Raw genomic sequence first — 16,804 nt, forward strand, 5'->3', positions numbered from 1 at the left:
ACACACCCCACCCACTGTGGGAGCGAGCCTGCTCGCAATAGCGTTTGATCATTCGGCATTGATGTCGACTGTTGCGGCGCTTTCGCGAGCAAGCCCGCTCCCTCAGGGGAGATCGGGGATGAATTCACCCACAGGGCTTGAAGCCATGCCGCAATCTTTCATATTCCGTACCGTCGACCTGGATGGCCAGACCCTCCGCACGGCAGTACGTCCCGGCAAGCCTCATTTGACGCCCTTGCTTATTTTCAACGGTATCGGCGCCAACCTGGAGCTGGTGTTTCCGTTTGTCGCGGCACTGGACCCGGACCTGGAAGTCATCGCGTTCGACGTCCCCGGCGTCGGCGGATCATCCACGCCCAATCGGCCATACCGCTTTCCGGGCCTGGCCAAACTCACGGCGCGGATGCTCGACTACCTCGACTACGGGCAAGTCAACGTCATCGGCGTTTCCTGGGGAGGCGCCCTCGCCCAGCAATTCGCCTATGACTATCCCGAACGCTGCAAGAAACTCGTGCTGGCGGCCACTGCGGCCGGCACCGTGATGGTGCCGGGCAAACCGAAAGTGCTGTGGATGATGGCCAGCCCTCGGCGCTACATCCAGCCATCCCATGTGATTCGTATTGCACCGATGATCTACGGCGGCTCGTTCCGGCGCGATCCGACGCTGGCCGCCAGCCATGCGGCGAAGGTGCGTTCGGCAGGCAAGCTCGGTTACTACTGGCAGCTGTTCGCCGGATTCGGCTGGACCAGCATTCACTGGCTGCACAAGATCAACCAGCCAACCCTGGTACTGGCCGGCGATGATGATCCCCTGATCCCGCTGATCAACATGCGCATGCTGGCCTGGCGGATTCCCAATGCCCAGTTGCATATCATCGATGACGGGCATCTGTTTTTGATTACCCGCGCCGAAGCCGTGGCACCGATCATCATGAAATTCCTTGAAGAGGAGCGGCAGCGCGCCGTGATGCACCCGCATCCGTCGCCATTGGGCGGTTAACCGGCCCATTGTCGGGCGGCAGGACGCCGCACCGCGCAACAACCCGTTACAGCGTCTATGGTGTTCTGGTTCGGTGTATTTGTTTTTGGCCTGAAGACGAAGGAGTGTTGATTCATGCGCGAAAGACCAGCAAGGGACTTTTTGCCTACGCCCGCCGCGTTCATCAACGCACAGAGTGCAATTACCGGTCTGCGCGGCCGGGATCTTTTATCGACCTTGCGCAGTGTGGCATCCCACGGTTTGCGCCACCCGGTGCATAGTGCCCGCCATGCCTTGAAGCTGGGCGGTCAGTTGGGTCGCGTACTGTTGGGTGAAACCCTGCACCCCATCAACCCGCAGGACAGTCGTTTTGCCGACCCGGCGTGGAGCCTCAACCCTTTTTATCGCCGCAGCTTGCAGGCCTACCTGAGCTGGCAGAAGCAGGTCAAAAGCTGGATCGACGAAAGCGGCATGGCGCCCGACGACCTTGCCCGCGCGCACTTTGCCTTTGCCTTGCTCAACGACGCCGTGGCGCCGTCAAACACCTTGCTCAATCCACTGGCGATCAAGGAAATCTTCAATTCCGGCGGCAACAGTCTGGTGCGTGGCCTCGGCCATCTGGTTGACGACTTCCTGCACAACGACGGCCTGCCCAGACAGGTCACCAAGCACTCTTTCGAGGTCGGCAAAACCGTCGCAACCACCACCGGCTCCGTGGTGTTTCGCAATGAACTGCTGGAGCTGATCCAGTACAAGCCAATGAGTGAAAAGCAGTATTCCAAGCCGCTGCTGGTAGTGCCTCCGCAGATCAACAAGTACTACATTTTCGACCTGAGCCCACACAACAGCTTCGTCCAGTTCGCCCTGAAGAACGGCCTGCAGACCTTTATGATCAGCTGGCGCAACCCGGATGTGCGGCATCGCGAATGGGGGCTGTCGTCCTACGTAGAAGCCGTTGAAGAAGCCATGAATGTCTGCCGGGCGATCACCGGTGCCCGCGAGGTCAACCTGATGGGTGCTTGCGCAGGCGGGCTGACCATCGCCGCCCTGCAAGGGCACTTGCAGGCCAAGCGGCAGCTGCGGCGGGTGTCCAGCGCGACGTATCTGGTCAGCCTGCTGGACAGTCAGATGGACTCTCCAGCGACACTGTTCGCCGACGAGCAGACGCTGGAAGCGGCCAAGCGTCGCTCTTATCAGAAGGGCGTGCTGGACGGGCGCGACATGGCCAAGGTGTTCGCCTGGATGCGCCCCAACGATTTGATCTGGAGTTACTTCGTCAACAACTACCTGCTGGGCAAGGAGCCGCCGGCCTTCGACATTCTCTACTGGAACAACGACAACACCCGCCTGCCTGCCGCCTTCCATGGTGATCTGCTGGACTTCTTCAAGCACAACCCGTTGAGTCATCCGGGCGGTCTTGAAGTGTGCGGTACGCCGATCGACTTGCAGAAAGTCACCGTCGACAGTTTCAGCGTGGCCGGCATCAACGACCACATCACGCCATGGGACGCGGTGTATCGCTCGACGCTGTTGCTGGGGGGCGAGCGGCGCTTCGTTCTTTCCAACAGCGGCCACGTGCAGAGCATCCTCAACCCGCCGAGCAACCCCAAAGCCAACTTCGTCGAGAGCGCGAAACTGAGCAGCGACCCAAGGGCCTGGTATTACGACGCCAAACAAGTCGACGGCAGTTGGTGGACGCAGTGGCTGGGCTGGATTCAACAGCGTTCGGGCGCGCTAAAGGAAACCCACATGGCCCTGGGCAACCAGAACTATCCACCGATGGAGGCGGCACCCGGCACTTACGTGCGTGTGCGCTGACGGACCACGAACCACGACACACGCCTGCCGTGGCATGACTCGACCATTAAGAAGACTGGATGAAAACCCGCGACCGGATCCTCGAATGTGCCCTGCAGTTATTCAATCAGAAGGGCGAACCCAACGTCTCCACCATGGAAGTTGCCAACGAAATGGGGATCAGCCCAGGCAACCTCTACTACCACTTCCACGGCAAGGAACCGCTGATTCTCGGACTGTTCGAGCGTTTCCAGGCCGAGCTCGCGCCACTGCTTGATCCCCCGGCCGATGTGGAACTGGCCCCGGAGGATTACTGGCTGTTCCTGCACCTGATCGTCGAACGGCTGGCTCACTACCGGTTTTTGTTTCAGGACCTGTCGAACCTGGCCGGGCGCTTGCCGAAACTGGCCAAGGGCATCCGCAATCTGCTCAATGCACTCAAACGCACGCTGGCTTCACTGCTCGCGCGGCTCAAAGCCCAAGGACAGTTGGTCAGCGACACGCAAGCGTTGGGGCAACTGGTAGAGCAGATCACCATGACGCTGCTGTTCTCACTGGACTATCAGCGGATTCTGGATCGAGAGGGTGAGGTGAGGCTGGTGGTCTACCAGATCATGATGCTGGTGGCGCCGCACTTGCTGCCGCCGATCAAGGTCGCGACGGAGCAGTTGGCTTTGCAGTACCTCGAAGAACACGATTAACCCCTGAACACCGCCGCACCCTGTGGGAGCTAGCCTGCTAGCGATAGCGATTTATCCGCCGACATTGCTGTTGACTGATGAACCGCTATCGCTAGCAGGCTAGCTCCCACAGGAATTTACGGCGTACCGGGAAAAACATTCACAAACAAAAACGCCCGACCTTTGCAGGCCGGGCGTTTTTTTGAGCCCTGAAAAATCAGGACTGACTGGTTGGCGTCGATGGAGCTGGCGCGGCAGTCGGGGTGACAGCAGGGGTCGGTGCGGCAGCGGAGTTCGATGCGCTGACCGGGGCTGCCGGTTTGGCGGCAGCCACTGCTGGTTTCGGTGCAGCCGCTTTAGGCGCTGCCGGTTTTTTCACGACCGGTTTTTTCGCTGCGGCAGGTTTGGCCGCTGGCTTGGCTGCTGCGGTTTTTGCCGCAGGCTTGGCCGCTGGTTTTGCAGCTGCTTTCGCTGCGACCGGCTTGGCTGCTGCTTTGGCAGCAGGTTTGGCGGCAGCAGTTTTGGCCGCCGGCTTGGCCGCTGCTTTAGCAGCTGGTTTAGCGGCAGCTTTTGCCAGCGGCTTGGCAGCGGTTTTTGCCGCAGGTTTGGCTGCCGCGGTTTTCGCCGCAACAGGCGCAACCTTGGCACCGGTGAGTTTTTCGATTTGCTTGGTCAGGGTATCGACCTTGCTGTGCAGTGCTTTCACTTCATTGCGGCTTGGTACACCCAGGCGCGAAATGGCGCTGTTCAGACGCTTGTCGAAAGCGCCTTCCAGCTCATCCCACTTGCCCAGTGCACGGTCTTTAACGCCGCTGATACGCGACTTGGCCGACGAAGCGGTGTCCTTGGCGGCATCGACTTTCTTGCCGACAGCGCTTTTGGTGAGCTTCTCGGCTTTCTCGCCGTCTTTAACCAATGTATCGAAGAGCTTGCTGCCGTCAGTGTCGATCTTCGAGTACACGCCTAAACCAGCCAGCCAGATTTTGCGGGAGTAGTCTTCGACTTTCCCGATCCACGAGCTGCCTTCTTTTTCGGTGTTCTTTTTGCCAGCCATCCCGTTCTCCTTAAGATTTACGCGCGACGCGTTCGAGCAATGCCGTCAGCTCATCGAGCTTAGCAGAGAGTGTCTCAACGTCATGTTTAGACGGAATGCCGATGCGATTCAAGGCACTTGCGACACGCGAGTCAAAAGCCTTCTCGACCTTGTCGAGTTGAAGTTCCACCTTGCCTTTGAAAGTGCTCACTTCACTCTTGGCTTCATCGATCTCTGAGTTAGCGGCTTCAAGTTTCTCGGCCACTACTTTTTTGCCTTTCTTTTCAACGATTTGACCAGCCTTGATCAACTCTTGAAAGTATTCGCTGCCCTCGTGGCCGACCTTGGTATAGGCACCCAGGCCTGCCAGCCAGATCTTGCGGGCATAGGATTTGACGTCGCTCAGAGCGGTTGTCGAAGCGTCGATTTTTTTCTTCAAAATAACTTTGGCCATGGTGCACCTCACGCGCAGAAGGTTTGAGGAACTGCCCGCGAAAGTGTCGGGCTCAGGCACAAAGTAGGGAGAAAAATTAGAAACGGCACCCTAACAACTGACATAAACCTTTGGGACACACCACAAAACAAATGTGGGAGCCAGCCTGCTGGCGATAGCGATTTTTCCATCAACATCACTGCTGACTGATGCCACCGCAATCGCCAGCAGGCTGGCTCCCACAGGGGATGTGTTTCGATTCGGAAATCAGGCCAACGCTTTATCGAGGGCCCTTTCGATTTCCGATTTGATGGTGCCACTCATGGCCGACATCAACAGACCCAGCTCGACATCAACCTTGATCGAATCCTCACCCACATGCACCGCCCCTTTAACACCGGAACGCTTGAGGTTCAGGGTGTCGCCGGACCACTGCGGTTCCAGGCCATATTGCTCGGACAGTTTCTGCGCCAGCTTCTCGGCCTTCTCGCGGGCAGCTTCCTTACCCAGGCCGTGGGCACGTTCAACACTAATACGGGCCATCAAATAACTCCTGCTTTATGAGTACTTTCCTGAAGCATCTTGACCGTCACTGCGGCAAAACGTCCCCGTGGCAGTCCATCTTACCTGCAGCCTTGCCAAGACAAAGCAGGCCACCGGGATTAGAATGTCCCGCATTCTCTTCTGGTGACAGCGATATGACTGATCAGCGCAAAGGCAGCGATGCCGAACCCACCACTCACTTCGGTTTCAAAAACGTTCCGGAAAGCCAAAAAGCGGAAAAAGTCGCTGAGGTTTTCCACTCGGTAGCCGCCAAATACGACTTGATGAACGACCTCCTGTCGGGCGGCATGCACCGTCTGTGGAAGCGTTTCGCGATCGAACTGTCGGGTGTTCGCACCGGTAATCGGGTGCTGGATATCGCCGGTGGCACGGGCGACCTGACCAAGAAGTTCTCGCACCTCGTTGGCCCGACCGGCCAAGTGGTGTTGGCCGACATCAACGAATCCATGCTCAAGGTCGGTCGCGACCGCCTGCTGGATCTGGGTGTGGCCGGCAACGTCGAATTCGTTCAGGCCGATGCTGAAAAACTGCCGTTCCCGGACAACCATTTCGACTGCGTCACCATTGCCTTCGGCCTGCGTAACGTCACCCACAAGGAAGATGCACTGCGCTCGATGCTGCGCGTGCTGAAACCGGGCGGCCGTCTGCTGGTGCTGGAATTCTCCAAACCGACCAACGCGCTGATGTCCAAAGCCTACGACGCCTACTCGTTCGCCTTCATGCCGTTGATGGGCAAGCTGATCACCAACGACTCGGAAAGCTATCGCTACCTGGCCGAATCGATCCGCATGCACCCGAACCAGGAAACCCTGAAGTCGATGATGGTCGAGGCCGGTTTCGACCGCGTGACCTATCACAACATGACCGCAGGCATCGTCGCCCTGCACCGCGGCATCAAACCCTGATGTTGTTGGCCGGCCTGCTCGCCAGCGTTGAACTCGGTCTGAACCGGGTGCTGCGTCTCGACAGCACGGCGCTGCCGCGACTGGCGCATTTGAGCGGCAGGGTGATTGCCGTCGATTGCCGCAGTCCGGCGCTGCAACTGTTCATCCTGCCCAGCGATGAAGGCTTGATGCTCGCCGCTCACTGGGAAACCGGCGCCGATTGCACCTTGCGTGCACCGGGTTCCAGCCTGTTGAAACTGGCGATGAGCAAGGACAAGACCTCAGTCCTGCATGGCCCTGAAGTCGAACTCGACGGCGACAGCGGCGTACTGCTGGAACTGGCGGCGATCCTTCAGGACCTTGAACTGGACTGGGAGTACGAGCTCTCGCGCTGGCTGGGGCCGGTCGCCACGCAACTGGTTGGCGGTCACCTGCGCAGCCGCGCACGCTGGTATCAGCAGGGGTTCGCCAGCCTCAACCAGAACCTGGGCGAATACCTGGCTGAAGAATCGCGCACCCTCGTCGGCCAGCGCGAAGCCGAAGCCCGTTTCAGTGAACTGGACCAGATCAAACTCGATCTGGAACGTCTCGAGGCGCGTTTCGAGCGCCTTTCCCGATCCCTCGACCCAAGCGATAACGCATGAAGCTGCTTGCCGTCCGCCGTTTGTTGCGCATCCAGCGCGTTGTGATTCGCTACCGCCTCGATGACCTGCTGTTCGCCTTGCCACTGCCCTGGTTTCTGCTGGCGCTGCGCTACGTGTTGCCGTGGCGCTGGTTCCCGCGCAAGACGCTGGACCTGAGCCGTGGCGCACGCTTGCGCCTGGCGCTGCAGGACCTCGGACCGATTTTCATCAAGTTCGGCCAGATCCTTTCAACACGCCGCGACCTGCTGCCGGAAGACATCGCCGATGAGCTGATGAAACTTCAGGACCGCGTGCCGCCGTTCGACTCACAGGTGTCGGTCAACCTGATCGAAGAGCAGCTCGGCAAAAAGATCAGCGAAGTGTTCAGCCGATTCGACGTCGAGCCGCTGGCCTCGGCCTCGGTGGCGCAGGTGCATGCCGCGCAGCTGAAAACCGGTGAAGAAGTGGTGGTCAAGGTGATCCGCCCGGGCCTCAAACCGATCATCGCCCAGGACCTCGCGTGGCTGTTCATTCTCGCTCGCGCCGCCGAGAAACTCTCGGCCGACGCGCGTCTGCTGCACCCGGTGGACGTGGTCCAGGACTACGAAAAAACCATCTACGACGAACTCGACCTGCTGCGCGAAGCGGCCAACGCCAGCCAGCTGAAGCGCAACTTCGAAGGCTCGCCGCTGCTTTACGTGCCGCAAGTCTACTGGGACTGGTGCCGGCCGAAAGTGCTGGTGATGGAGCGCATTTACGGGATTCAGGTCACCGATCTCGCGACCCTGGCCGACCAGCGCACCGACATGAAAATGCTCGCAGAACGCGGTGTGGAGATCTTCTTCACCCAGGTTTTCCGCGACAGTTTCTTTCATGCCGACATGCACCCGGGCAACATCTTTGTCAGCACCGTGAACCCGTGGAGCCCGCAGTACATTGCGATCGACTGCGGCATCGTCGGCAGCCTCACCCCGGAAGACCAGGATTACCTGGCCCGCAACCTCTTCGCCTTCTTCAAGCGCGATTACCGTCGTGTGGCGCAATTGCACATCGATTCGGGCTGGGTGCCGGCGGAAACCAAACTCAACGAGTTCGAAGCGGCGATCCGTACCGTGTGCGAGCCGATCTTCGAAAAACCGTTAAAAGATATTTCCTTCGGCCAGGTGCTGATGCGCCTGTTCCAGACGGCTCGACGCTTCAACATGGAAGTGCAGCCGCAGCTCGTTTTGCTGCAAAAAACCCTGTTGAACATCGAAGGCCTGGGCCGTCAGCTGTACCCGGAGTTGGACTTGTGGAACACCGCCCAACCGTTCCTCGAACGCTGGATGCGCGAGCGGGTCAGCCCCAAAGCCTTGCTTGGCAACGTACAGAGCCAGTTCGAGCAGCTCCCGCATTTGGCCAACATGGCCCGCGACCTGCTCGAACGGATGTCCCAGCCTCATGCCTATGACCCGCCGCCACCGTGGCACCGGCGCCGGGATGAATGGTTCCTGCGATTGCTCGGCACCGCCCACCTGGCGGGTGGTGCGATACTCGCCATCGGCGGACCGCTGAACGAACTGGCTTACTGGCCGGCCGGAATCATGATGGCCGTCGGCTTGTATCTGGTCGTTCGCCGATAGCCGTATTGAGCTGCAAGCGATAAGCTTCAAGCTTCAAGCGATATTCGTAGCGCTCACTTTTGGTTTATGGCTGTAGATTAGCAACGCTACACATTATGAAAGCGCGATACAGATCGGCTTTTACTTGTGGCTTAAAGCTTAAAGCTTGAAGCTTGTCGCTGCCCCTCGGGAATCGAAGATGAAAAACTGGCTGGACGAGATCAAGTGGGATGCCGATGGCCTGGTGCCGGCGATCGCACAGGATCACAAGACCGGGCACGTCCTGATGATGGCCTGGATGAACCGCGAAGCACTGGAATTGACCGCTGCCGAGAACCGCGCCATTTACTGGTCACGTTCGCGCGGCAAGCTGTGGCGCAAGGGCGAAGAGTCCGGCCATGTGCAGACGCTGCATGAGATGCGTCTGGACTGTGACGCCGACGTGATCATCCTGATGGTCGAGCAGATCGGTGACATCGCCTGCCATACCGGCCGCCAGAGTTGCTTCTACCGTGTCTTCGAGAACGGCGACTGGAAAACCGTCGACCCGGTGCTCAAGGACCCGCACGCCATCTATAGCGCAGGACACACCCATGAGTGACACGCTGACCCGTCTGGCCCAGGTACTTGAAGATCGCAAAGGCGCGGCCGCCGACAGCTCGTATGTCGCCAGCCTGTACCACAAGGGCTTGAACAAGATTCTGGAAAAAGTCGGCGAAGAGTCGGTCGAAACCATCATTGCCGCCAAGGATGCCGCCATCAGCGGCGACTGCAGCGATGTGATCTACGAAACCGCCGATTTGTGGTTCCACAGCATGGTAATGCTCGCCCAACTGGGGCAGCATCCTCAGGCTGTACTCGATGAACTGGACCGTCGTTTCGGTCTGTCCGGACACGCCGAGAAAGCCTCGCGCCCGTCCGCCTGAACAATTATTAGAGAGGAGCAGCAACATGGGCATTTTTGACTGGAAACACTGGATCGTCATCCTGGTTGTTGTCGTGCTGGTGTTCGGCACCAAAAAACTGAAAAACCTCGGCACTGACGTGGGCGAGTCGATCAAGGGTTTCAAGAAAGCCATGAGCGACGAAGACAAGCCGGTTGACCCGACTGTGACCCCGGCCCAACCGGTTCCACCGGTTCAGCCACAGACCACGCAGTCCGTGAACCAGCCGCACACCATCGATGTGCAGGCGCAAAAAGTCGAAGAGCCAATCCGCAAAGACGTGTGAGCACTGACTTATGTTTGGTATCAGCTTCTCTGAACTGCTGCTCGTCGGCCTCGTTGCCCTGCTGGTGCTGGGCCCCGAGCGTCTGCCGGGTGCTGCGCGCACCGCCGGCCTGTGGGTCGGCCGCCTGAAGCGCAGCTTCAACGCGATCAAACAGGAAGTTGAACGTGAAATCGGTGCCGACGAGATCCGTCGCCAACTGCACAATGAGCACATTCTGTCGCTGGAACAGGAGGCGCGGAAGATTTTCACGCCGACCCAGCAGGAAGCCACACCGGTCCAGCCGGTTGAGCCCGTGGCAGAACAGATGATTCAGGCTCCAGCCGCTACACCTGTTGCAGTGGCCGCCGAACCTGCGCCCGTTGTTGCAGCAACGCCGGTTGAACCTGTTACGCCTGCGGCTGCGCCTGTTGCGCCAGCCCCTCATGACCCAACACTGCCGCCGCGAGCCCCATGAGCGATCTCCCTGAAAACGACCAGCACATGCCGCTGGTTTCGCACCTCACCGAGCTGCGTACCCGTCTGCTGCGCTGCGTAGCGGCGATTTTCATTATCTTCGCCGGGCTGTTTGCGTTCACCCAGCAGATCTACACCTTCGTCTCCACGCCACTGCGCGCGTACCTGCCGGCTGGCGCGACGATGATTGCCACCGACGTGTCGTCGCCGTTCCTGACGCCGCTGAAACTGACGATGATGGTCTCGCTGTTCCTGGCGATCCCGGTGATCCTGCATCAGATCTGGGGCTTCATCGCGCCGGGCCTGTACAAGCATGAGAAGCGCATTGCGGTGCCATTGCTGATGTCCAGCATTGTGCTTTTCTACACCGGCATGGCGTTCGCCTATTACCTGGTGTTCCCGCTGATCTTCAAATTCTTCGCCGCCGCCACACCGGCCGGCGTGGAAATGATGACCGACATCACCAGCTACCTCGATTTCGTCATGACGCTGTTCTTCGCCTTCGGCGTTGCGTTCGAGATCCCGGTGGCCGTGGTCTTGTTGGTATGGATCGGCGTGGTCGACGTCAAATACCTGAAGAAAATCCGCCCGTATGTGGTCATCGGCTGCTTCGTGGTTGGCATGATCCTGACACCACCGGACATCTTCTCGCAGACCTTGCTGGCGGTGCCAATGTGGCTGCTGTTTGAAATCGGCGTGCTGTTCGGCGGCTTGATCAGCAAACGCGGCGAGCATCCGGACGACCAGCCGGCGGACGATCACAACGACCAGCCGCCAGCGACCCAGCCGTGAACCTGCTGCTCCTCGAAGAGGCCGACTTCATTGCGGCCGACCGGGTGATCCTGCGTGATCGCCGGTTGACGCACATGCAGGAAGTCCATCGCTGCGTCGTCGGTGACAGCATGCGGGTCGGGCGCATCGGCGGGCTTATGGGCTCAGCCGAAGTGCTGCGCCTGGACACCGATGAAGCCGAATTGCGCGTCACCCTCGACCAGCCGCCACCGGCCAAGCTGCCGCTGACACTGGTGTTGGCCCTGCCAAGGCCCAAAATGCTGCGCAGGGTGTTTCAGACCGTAGCGGCCATGGGTGTGCCACGAATCATCCTGGTGAACAGCTATCGCGTCGAGAAGAGCTTCTGGCAAACGCCGTTCCTTGAACCCGAGGCGATTCGCGAACAGTTGATCCTCGGCCTCGAACAGGCCCGGGACAGTGTGCTGCCCGACATCGTAATCGAGAAGCGCTTCAAGCCGTTCGTCGAGGATCGCCTGCCCGCCATCAGCGAGGGCACCCTCGGCCTCGTCGGCCATCCCGGCAACTATCCGCCCTGCCCCCGCGGCCTGGACGAGCCGGTGACCCTGGCCATCGGCCCCGAAGGTGGCTGGATTCCTTACGAAATCGACCTGCTGGCCAAGTCTGGCCTGCAACCGGTGCAACTGGGCGAGCGCATCCTGCGCGTCGAAACCGCCGTCACCGCCCTGCTCGCCCGCCTGTTCTAAAGCTGAACACCTACACTGTGGGAGCGGGCTTGCTCGCGAAGAGGCCATCACATTCAACATCAATATTGACTGGTAGATTACTTTCGCGAGCAGGCTCACTCCCACAGGCAAATTCCTCGTCCCGGCCAACGTATACGCCTACAGATTCGTGCTCGCCTGCCGATACAGCCCTCATAAAACCATGTGTGGTCCGAGGGAGTTGCAGCATGTACCGTTCGCTAGCCGAGAGTCTGGGAAATGTAAGCGTCAATCGCAAACTGGGGATCGGCTTCGGTCTGGTGCTGCTGCTAACGTTGCTGATCACCTTCACGGGCTGGACCGGCCTGACAGGCGTGATGAACCGTGGCGACAAGCTCGGGTTCATCGCCAGCCTTAATGACCTGACCAAAGACCTGCGTCTGGCACGCCTGGACTATGAAATGCGCCGAGGCGAACAAGGTCCGGGCGCCGTCAACGACTTGTTGGGCCAGCTCGACGCCGGCCTGCAAACCGCGCGCAAACTGATCGAACAGCCAGACGACGTGGCGATGATCGACCAGCAACTGACCGCCGTCAGCCAGTACAAGCAAGCGTTCGGCACCATGGTCCAGGCCGGAGCGAATCGCGAAGATGCCCGCAGCAAACTCGGTGCGAACGCCGACAACGCCGTGGCCCGCGTCGCCGAAGTCGAGAAGTCCATGCTGCAAGGCAACAGCGTCGCCGACTTCAACAGTGTGATCGACCTGAGCAAGCTGATTCAGCAAGCGCGCTTCCAGGTTCGCGGTTATACCTACAGCGGCAAAACCGAGGCCGAGCAACCCGCGCTGGACGCCATCGACAACGCCCTGAAAAATCTCGAAAGCCTGCCGGCCAAACTGCCTGAGCAACATATCGCCAACCTGCAACAGGCGACGGATTCGCTCAAAGCCTACCGCGCCGCCGTCAGCCAATTCCGCGACTCGCAGGTCGCCAGCGCCGCCGCCCTCAAGCAAATGGCCGCGCAAGGGGACATCCTGCTCGATGTCAGCAAAAAACTGACCGTATCGCAAACCATCGTCCGTGACACCGACGCTGCGCACGCCAAAAACCTGCTGCTGATGGCGACCGTTCTGGCCTTGGCGTTTGGTTTGCTCGCTGCGTGGGCCATCACTCGCCAGATCGTGATCCCGTTGAACCAGACCCTTAAGGTGGCTGAACGCGTCGCAGCAGGCGACCTGACCCACAACCTGGTCTCCGAGCGCCGCGATGAACTGGGCCAGCTCCAACGCGCCATGCAGAGCATGACCTTGGGCCTGCGCGAGCTGATCGGCGGCATCAGCAATGGCGTCACGCAAATTGCCAGCGCCGCCGAAGAACTGTCCGCCGTGACCGAGCAAACCAGCGCCGGGGTCAACAGCCAGAAGGTCGAGACCGATCAGGTGGCGACCGCCATGAACGAAATGACCGCCACTGTTCAGGAGGTCGCGCGTAACGCTGAAGAAGCCTCTGAAGCCGCCGTCGCCGCCGATCAGCAGGCGCGTGAAGGTGACAAGGTCGTCGGCGAAGCCATCGCCCAGATCGAACGCCTGGCCCTCGAAGTCGGCAATTCCACCGCCGCCATGAGCGATCTCAAACGCGAAAGCGACAAGATCGGCAGCGTCCTCGACGTGATCAAATCCGTCGCCCAACAGACCAACCTGCTGGCGCTCAACGCGGCGATCGAAGCCGCTCGGGCCGGTGAGGCCGGACGTGGTTTTGCGGTAGTCGCCGACGAAGTCCGCAGCCTCGCCCAGCGCACCCAGAAGTCCACCGAAGAAATCGAAGAGCTGATCGTCGGCCTGCAAACCGGCACCCAGCAAGTCGCAACCATCATGGACAACAGCCGCAGCCTGACCGACAGCAGCGTCGAACTGACGCGCCGCGCCGGCAGCTCGCTGGAAAGCATCACGCGTACCGTGTCGGCGATCCAGTCGATGAACCAGCAGATTGCCGCCGCTGCCGAGCAGCAAACTGCAGTGGCTGAAGAGATCAACCGCAGCGTGCTGAACGTGCGCGATGTGTCGGAACAGACCTCGGCAGCCAGTGAAGAGACCGCGGCGTCCAGTGTCGAACTGGCGCGGCTGGGGACGCATTTGCAGATGCTGGTGGGCAGATTCAAGGTTTGAGGTGATGCGAAGGCCTCGGTTCACTTGGGACCGAGGTGATGCAATCGCGGGCAAGCCCGCTCCCACAGGGTTCGGCGGTGTAACGCAAGTAGCGTAAACAACGAAATTACTGTGGGAGCGGGCTTGCCCGCGATGGCGACCGTAAGGTCGCCGAAGTCAGAGAACCTGGCGCAAGAAAGCCTGCGCCCGCGGGTCCTTCGGTGCATCGAAGAACTCGGCCGGCGAAGCATCTTCCAGCAATTTACCGTGATCGAAAAATAACACCCGATCCGCTACTTCCCGCGCAAAACCCATTTCGTGGGTGACGCAGACCATGGTCATGCCTTCCACGGCCAGGGTTTTCATGACGTCCAGCACTTCGCCGACCATCTCCGGGTCGAGTGCCGAGGTCGGTTCATCGAACAGCATCACCTTGGGCTCCATGGCCAACGCACGAGCAATGGCCACACGCTGCTGCTGGCCGCCGGACAGGCGCGATGGAAACTCGTGGGCCTTCTGCGCAATACCGACCTTTTCCAGCAGCACCATGGCCTTGGCCTCGCGCTCTTTCTTGCCGCGCTTGCGCACGACTTTCTGGGCCAGACAGAGGTTTTCCAGCACGGTCATGTGCGGGAACAGGTTGAAGTGCTGGAACACCATGCCGACTTCGCGGCGATAGGCGTTCACATCGGTTTTCGGATCGGCCAGTTGCAGCCCGTCGATGCTCACCGAGCCCGAGTCGAATGCTTCCAGGCCGTTGAGGCAGCGCAGGAACGTCGACTTGCCGGACCCCGAGGGGCCGATGACCACCAGCACTTCGCCCTTGGCCACCTGCGTGGTGACGTTATCCACCGCGCGAACCACCTGGCCACGGGTGTCGAAGACTTTTACCAGATTGCGGACTTCAATCACTTTGCGCGAGCCTCCGCTCAAGACGGCTGGCGATTTTCGACAGCGGCAGGTTGATCAACAGGTACAGCCCGGCTACGCAGAACAGAATTTCGAAGGGCGAGAACGAGGTGGTGATGACTTCGCGACCGCTTTTGAGCAGCTCGGTAATCGCGATCACCGACACCAGCGAGGTGTCCTTGACCAGGCTGATGAACTGCCCGGCCAACGGCGGCAGCACGCGCTTCAACGCCTGCGGCAGCACTACGTGGCGCATCGACTGGCCAGCGCTCAAACCCAGGGAACGCGCGGCTTCGTTCTGGCCACGGGCGATGGACTGCACGCCGGAACGGATGATCTCCGCCACATAGGCGCCGGTGAACAACGACAGCGCGGCGATCCCGGCGAACTCCCGGGACAGGTTCATCACCGTGCCGATAAAGAAGTAGAAAATGAAGATCTGCACCAGCAGCGGCGTACCGCGCACCAGCTCAACGTAGATCGTCGAGAGATCGCGCAACGTCGGGTTATTCGACAGACGACACAGTCCCGTGGCGAGACCGATCAACAGCCCCAGCACGCCGGAGACCACCGACAACCACAAGGTGGTCCACAGGCCCCACATCAGCGGTCCTGCGGCCCAGTGGCGGGTGACGCCGATCACATCGCCTTCGGCGACGTCATCGCCTTGGGCAACTTGAAGACTGTTGTCGTCGACGGTCAGGTGCTGTTCATCGCCCGCGTCATTGCGCAGGGTGACTTCGGCTTTATCGCCCTTGCGCACCAGTTCGCTGACGGTAGAGATGTCGGCGGCGCGCTGGGACTCTTCGGCGTGGTAGGCGAAGTATTGCGGCACGCGGTTCCAGCGCCATTCGTAGGACATCAGCGAGGTGGCGTAATACAACGCGCCGGCCAGGCCGATAAGCAGCAGCACGGTCAAAACGTGCCACGGCCATTGGGCTTTTTTCTGTTTCATGGGTTTAGCGAAATCCGAAAGTTATGTCGCCAGGGAAGCCATCGCCAGCAGGCTGGCTCCCACATTGGATCTGTGGTGTACACAAATCTCCTGTGGGAGCCAGCCTGCTGGCGATGGCGGCGACGTGGTCTAGCTGACCGGCGTTATTCCATGTCCTTGAGCCAAGCGGTGTCTTTGAACCACTTGTCATGGATTCGATCGTAGGTGCCGTCTTCGTGGATCTGGTGCAGGAAGTTGTTGATGAAGTTGATGCTGTCAAAGTCACCCTTCTTCAGACCGAAAGCCAGCGGCTCATAGGTGAACGGCTTGTCGAGGAACACCAGTTTGCCGGCACCGACCTTGTTCACCGCCACTACGTTGTACGGTGCGTCGTAGATGAACGCGTCCGCCTTGCCGTTGACTACATCGAGCACGGCTTCCTGTTCGTTGTCGTAGCCGTGGTACTTGGCTTTGGCGATCAGTTTTTTCGCGACCATCTCACCAGTGGTGCCCAGCTTGGAGGTGATGCGATAGTCAGCGGTATTCAGGTCTTTATAGGACTTGATGGTGCCTTCCAGCTCCTTGCGGATCAGCAGGGTCTGGCCAACCACGATGAAGGGTTCGCTGAAATTCAGGCGCAGGTTGCGTTCCTGAGTCAGGGTCATGCCGCTGCCGATCATGTCGAACTTGTCGGTCATCAGGGCCGGGATGATGCCGTCGTAGCCGGTGGACACCAGCTCCAGCTTGACGCCCATGGCCTTCGACATGGCTTTGAGGATGTCGACTTCGAAACCGATGATCTCGCCGCGCTTGTTGGTCATTTCGAACGGCATGTAGGTCGGGTCCATGCCGACTTTCAGCGTACCGCGCTTGACCGCGTCATCGATGGCACCGGCCTGCGCCGCGCCCGCTGCAACCAATGCCGTGACGCCGACCAGCAGCATCGACAGATACTTCTTCATCATCAAGTCCCCAAAACCATTGCGTTGTGAGGCGCGCAAACGGCGGTTTTTCTTTAGAAAACCAGCAGATACGAACAGAAAACTGTCCGGGCGCACCAATTCGGGGACGGATGCTAACCCACTC

The 16,804-nt window shown here is 59.8% G+C and carries 19 protein-coding genes and 1 pseudogene; 14 read left to right on the forward strand and 6 right to left on the reverse strand.

The annotated features are described in order from the left end of the window. Positions 1-145 precede the first annotated feature (145 nt). The 3 genes from phaZ to HNR03_RS22045 all read left to right on the forward strand — a co-directional run bounded on the left by phaZ (position 146) and on the right by HNR03_RS22045 (position 3,477). Positions 146-1,000, forward strand: coding sequence for a poly(3-hydroxyalkanoate) depolymerase (gene phaZ, locus HNR03_RS22035; protein WP_222589422.1), 855 nt, complete (start codon positions 146-148; stop codon positions 998-1,000). Positions 1,001-1,114: 114 nt separating this feature from the next. Next, on the forward strand, positions 1,115-2,797 hold the full coding sequence (gene phaC, locus HNR03_RS22040) for a class II poly(R)-hydroxyalkanoic acid synthase (RefSeq protein WP_222589421.1): 1,683 nt from the start codon (positions 1,115-1,117) through the stop codon (positions 2,795-2,797). A gap of 59 nt (positions 2,798-2,856) precedes the next feature. Continuing rightward, positions 2,857-3,477: a TetR/AcrR family transcriptional regulator gene (locus tag HNR03_RS22045; protein WP_140680643.1), complete on the forward strand. Its 621-nt coding sequence runs from the start codon at positions 2,857-2,859 to the stop codon at positions 3,475-3,477. A gap of 196 nt (positions 3,478-3,673) precedes the next feature. Here the strand turns inward: HNR03_RS22045 and HNR03_RS22050 are convergent, their stop codons facing one another. The 3 genes from HNR03_RS22050 to HNR03_RS22060 form a co-directional block, all read right to left on the reverse strand. After that, on the reverse strand, positions 3,674-4,510 hold the full coding sequence (locus HNR03_RS22050) for a phasin family protein (protein WP_259155721.1): 837 nt from the start codon (positions 4,508-4,510) through the stop codon (positions 3,674-3,676). Between the two features lie 10 nt (positions 4,511-4,520). Then, complete coding sequence (locus HNR03_RS22055; RefSeq protein WP_259155722.1) at positions 4,521-4,943, reverse strand: phasin family protein; 423 nt, start codon at positions 4,941-4,943, stop codon at positions 4,521-4,523. A 246-nt stretch (positions 4,944-5,189) separates the two neighbouring features. Beyond that, a complete protein-coding gene (locus HNR03_RS22060) occupies positions 5,190-5,465 on the reverse strand; it encodes a polyhydroxyalkanoic acid system family protein (RefSeq protein WP_259155724.1) in 276 nt (91 codons plus the stop codon). Positions 5,466-5,620: 155 nt separating this feature from the next. On the opposite strand from HNR03_RS22060, the gene ubiE reads away from it, so the two are divergent. From ubiE to HNR03_RS32010, 11 genes and pseudogenes are all read left to right on the forward strand, one after another. Next, positions 5,621-6,391 carry a bifunctional demethylmenaquinone methyltransferase/2-methoxy-6-polyprenyl-1,4-benzoquinol methylase UbiE gene (ubiE, locus tag HNR03_RS22065; RefSeq protein ID WP_007948968.1) on the forward strand — a complete coding sequence of 257 codons (771 nt, stop codon included), beginning with the start codon at positions 5,621-5,623 and terminating at the stop codon, positions 6,389-6,391. After that, positions 6,391-7,014 (forward strand): SCP2 domain-containing protein, encoded by a 624-nt coding sequence (locus HNR03_RS22070; protein ID WP_259155730.1) that lies wholly within the window; start codon positions 6,391-6,393, stop codon positions 7,012-7,014. Before ubiE ends, HNR03_RS22070 begins: the two co-directional genes overlap by 1 nt. After that, positions 7,011-8,615, forward strand: a complete 1,605-nt coding sequence (ubiB, locus tag HNR03_RS22075; protein WP_222589416.1) for a ubiquinone biosynthesis regulatory protein kinase UbiB — start codon at positions 7,011-7,013, stop codon at positions 8,613-8,615. The genes HNR03_RS22070 and ubiB overlap by 4 nt, the downstream gene beginning before the upstream one ends. Positions 8,616-8,793: 178 nt before the next feature. Continuing rightward, complete coding sequence (hisI, locus tag HNR03_RS22080; protein WP_259155731.1) at positions 8,794-9,195, forward strand: phosphoribosyl-AMP cyclohydrolase; 402 nt, start codon at positions 8,794-8,796, stop codon at positions 9,193-9,195. Continuing rightward, positions 9,188-9,520 carry a phosphoribosyl-ATP diphosphatase gene (locus tag HNR03_RS22085; protein WP_259155732.1) on the forward strand — a complete coding sequence of 111 codons (333 nt, stop codon included), beginning with the start codon at positions 9,188-9,190 and terminating at the stop codon, positions 9,518-9,520. The genes hisI and HNR03_RS22085 overlap by 8 nt, the downstream gene beginning before the upstream one ends. Positions 9,521-9,545: 25 nt before the next feature. Continuing rightward, a complete protein-coding gene (locus HNR03_RS22090; protein ID WP_084322538.1) occupies positions 9,546-9,824 on the forward strand; it encodes a twin-arginine translocase TatA/TatE family subunit in 279 nt (92 codons plus the stop codon). Between the two features lie 10 nt (positions 9,825-9,834). Next, positions 9,835-10,278 carry a Sec-independent protein translocase protein TatB gene (tatB, locus tag HNR03_RS22095; protein WP_259155734.1) on the forward strand — a complete coding sequence of 148 codons (444 nt, stop codon included), beginning with the start codon at positions 9,835-9,837 and terminating at the stop codon, positions 10,276-10,278. Beyond that, entirely contained in the window at positions 10,275-11,069 is a 795-nt protein-coding gene (gene tatC, locus HNR03_RS22100; protein ID WP_090176639.1) for a twin-arginine translocase subunit TatC, read from the forward strand. The genes tatB and tatC overlap by 4 nt, the downstream gene beginning before the upstream one ends. Continuing rightward, complete coding sequence (locus HNR03_RS22105) at positions 11,066-11,773, forward strand: 16S rRNA (uracil(1498)-N(3))-methyltransferase (RefSeq protein WP_259155735.1); 708 nt, start codon at positions 11,066-11,068, stop codon at positions 11,771-11,773. The genes tatC and HNR03_RS22105 overlap by 4 nt, the downstream gene beginning before the upstream one ends. A 206-nt stretch (positions 11,774-11,979) precedes the next feature. Beyond that, a pseudogene (locus HNR03_RS32005) lies at positions 11,980-13,038 on the forward strand (methyl-accepting chemotaxis protein); the annotation flags it as partial. 144 nt (positions 13,039-13,182) lie between these two features. Then, entirely contained in the window at positions 13,183-13,896 is a 714-nt protein-coding gene (locus HNR03_RS32010; protein ID WP_405046076.1) for a methyl-accepting chemotaxis protein, read from the forward strand. A gap of 156 nt (positions 13,897-14,052) precedes the next feature. On the opposite strand, the gene HNR03_RS22115 is transcribed toward HNR03_RS32010, so the two are convergent. The 3 genes from HNR03_RS22115 to HNR03_RS22125 all read right to left on the reverse strand — a co-directional run bounded on the left by HNR03_RS22115 (position 14,053) and on the right by HNR03_RS22125 (position 16,680). Continuing rightward, positions 14,053-14,787, reverse strand: a complete 735-nt coding sequence (locus HNR03_RS22115; protein WP_208670455.1) for an amino acid ABC transporter ATP-binding protein — start codon at positions 14,785-14,787, stop codon at positions 14,053-14,055. Then, complete coding sequence (locus tag HNR03_RS22120; protein ID WP_259155737.1) at positions 14,780-15,739, reverse strand: amino acid ABC transporter permease; 960 nt, start codon at positions 15,737-15,739, stop codon at positions 14,780-14,782. Before HNR03_RS22120 ends, HNR03_RS22115 begins: the two co-directional genes overlap by 8 nt. Positions 15,740-15,882: 143 nt before the next feature. Beyond that, positions 15,883-16,680, reverse strand: coding sequence for a transporter substrate-binding domain-containing protein (locus tag HNR03_RS22125; RefSeq protein ID WP_259155738.1), 798 nt, complete (start codon positions 16,678-16,680; stop codon positions 15,883-15,885). Positions 16,681-16,804 lie beyond the last annotated feature (124 nt).

Source organism: Pseudomonas sp. JAI111 (genome assembly GCF_024809425.1).
In the GTDB taxonomy this organism is placed as follows: Bacteria; Pseudomonadota; Gammaproteobacteria; order Pseudomonadales; family Pseudomonadaceae; genus Aquipseudomonas.

Excerpts from the sequence above, each read along its gene's own strand:
- phaZ (WP_222589422.1), top strand. The coding sequence starts at position 146 with ATGCCGCAATCTTTCATATTCCGTACCGTCGACCTGGATGGCCAGACC.
- phaC (WP_222589421.1), top strand. The coding sequence starts at position 1,115 with ATGCGCGAAAGACCAGCAAGGGACTTTTTGCCTACGCCCGCCGCGTTC.
- HNR03_RS22045 (WP_140680643.1), top strand. The coding sequence starts at position 2,857 with ATGAAAACCCGCGACCGGATCCTCGAATGTGCCCTGCAGTTATTCAAT.
- HNR03_RS22050 (WP_259155721.1), bottom strand. The coding sequence starts at position 4,510 with ATGGCTGGCAAAAAGAACACCGAAAAAGAAGGCAGCTCGTGGATCGGG.
- HNR03_RS22055 (WP_259155722.1), bottom strand. The coding sequence starts at position 4,943 with ATGGCCAAAGTTATTTTGAAGAAAAAAATCGACGCTTCGACAACCGCT.
- HNR03_RS22060 (WP_259155724.1), bottom strand. The coding sequence starts at position 5,465 with ATGGCCCGTATTAGTGTTGAACGTGCCCACGGCCTGGGTAAGGAAGCT.
- ubiE (WP_007948968.1), top strand. The coding sequence starts at position 5,621 with ATGACTGATCAGCGCAAAGGCAGCGATGCCGAACCCACCACTCACTTC.
- HNR03_RS22070 (WP_259155730.1), top strand. The coding sequence starts at position 6,391 with ATGTTGTTGGCCGGCCTGCTCGCCAGCGTTGAACTCGGTCTGAACCGG.
- ubiB (WP_222589416.1), top strand. The coding sequence starts at position 7,011 with ATGAAGCTGCTTGCCGTCCGCCGTTTGTTGCGCATCCAGCGCGTTGTG.
- hisI (WP_259155731.1), top strand. The coding sequence starts at position 8,794 with ATGAAAAACTGGCTGGACGAGATCAAGTGGGATGCCGATGGCCTGGTG.
- HNR03_RS22085 (WP_259155732.1), top strand. The coding sequence starts at position 9,188 with ATGAGTGACACGCTGACCCGTCTGGCCCAGGTACTTGAAGATCGCAAA.
- HNR03_RS22090 (WP_084322538.1), top strand. The coding sequence starts at position 9,546 with ATGGGCATTTTTGACTGGAAACACTGGATCGTCATCCTGGTTGTTGTC.
- tatB (WP_259155734.1), top strand. The coding sequence starts at position 9,835 with ATGTTTGGTATCAGCTTCTCTGAACTGCTGCTCGTCGGCCTCGTTGCC.
- tatC (WP_090176639.1), top strand. The coding sequence starts at position 10,275 with ATGAGCGATCTCCCTGAAAACGACCAGCACATGCCGCTGGTTTCGCAC.
- HNR03_RS32010 (WP_405046076.1), top strand. The coding sequence starts at position 13,183 with ATGAACGAAATGACCGCCACTGTTCAGGAGGTCGCGCGTAACGCTGAA.
- HNR03_RS22120 (WP_259155737.1), bottom strand. The coding sequence starts at position 15,739 with ATGAAACAGAAAAAAGCCCAATGGCCGTGGCACGTTTTGACCGTGCTG.
- HNR03_RS22125 (WP_259155738.1), bottom strand. The coding sequence starts at position 16,680 with ATGAAGAAGTATCTGTCGATGCTGCTGGTCGGCGTCACGGCATTGGTT.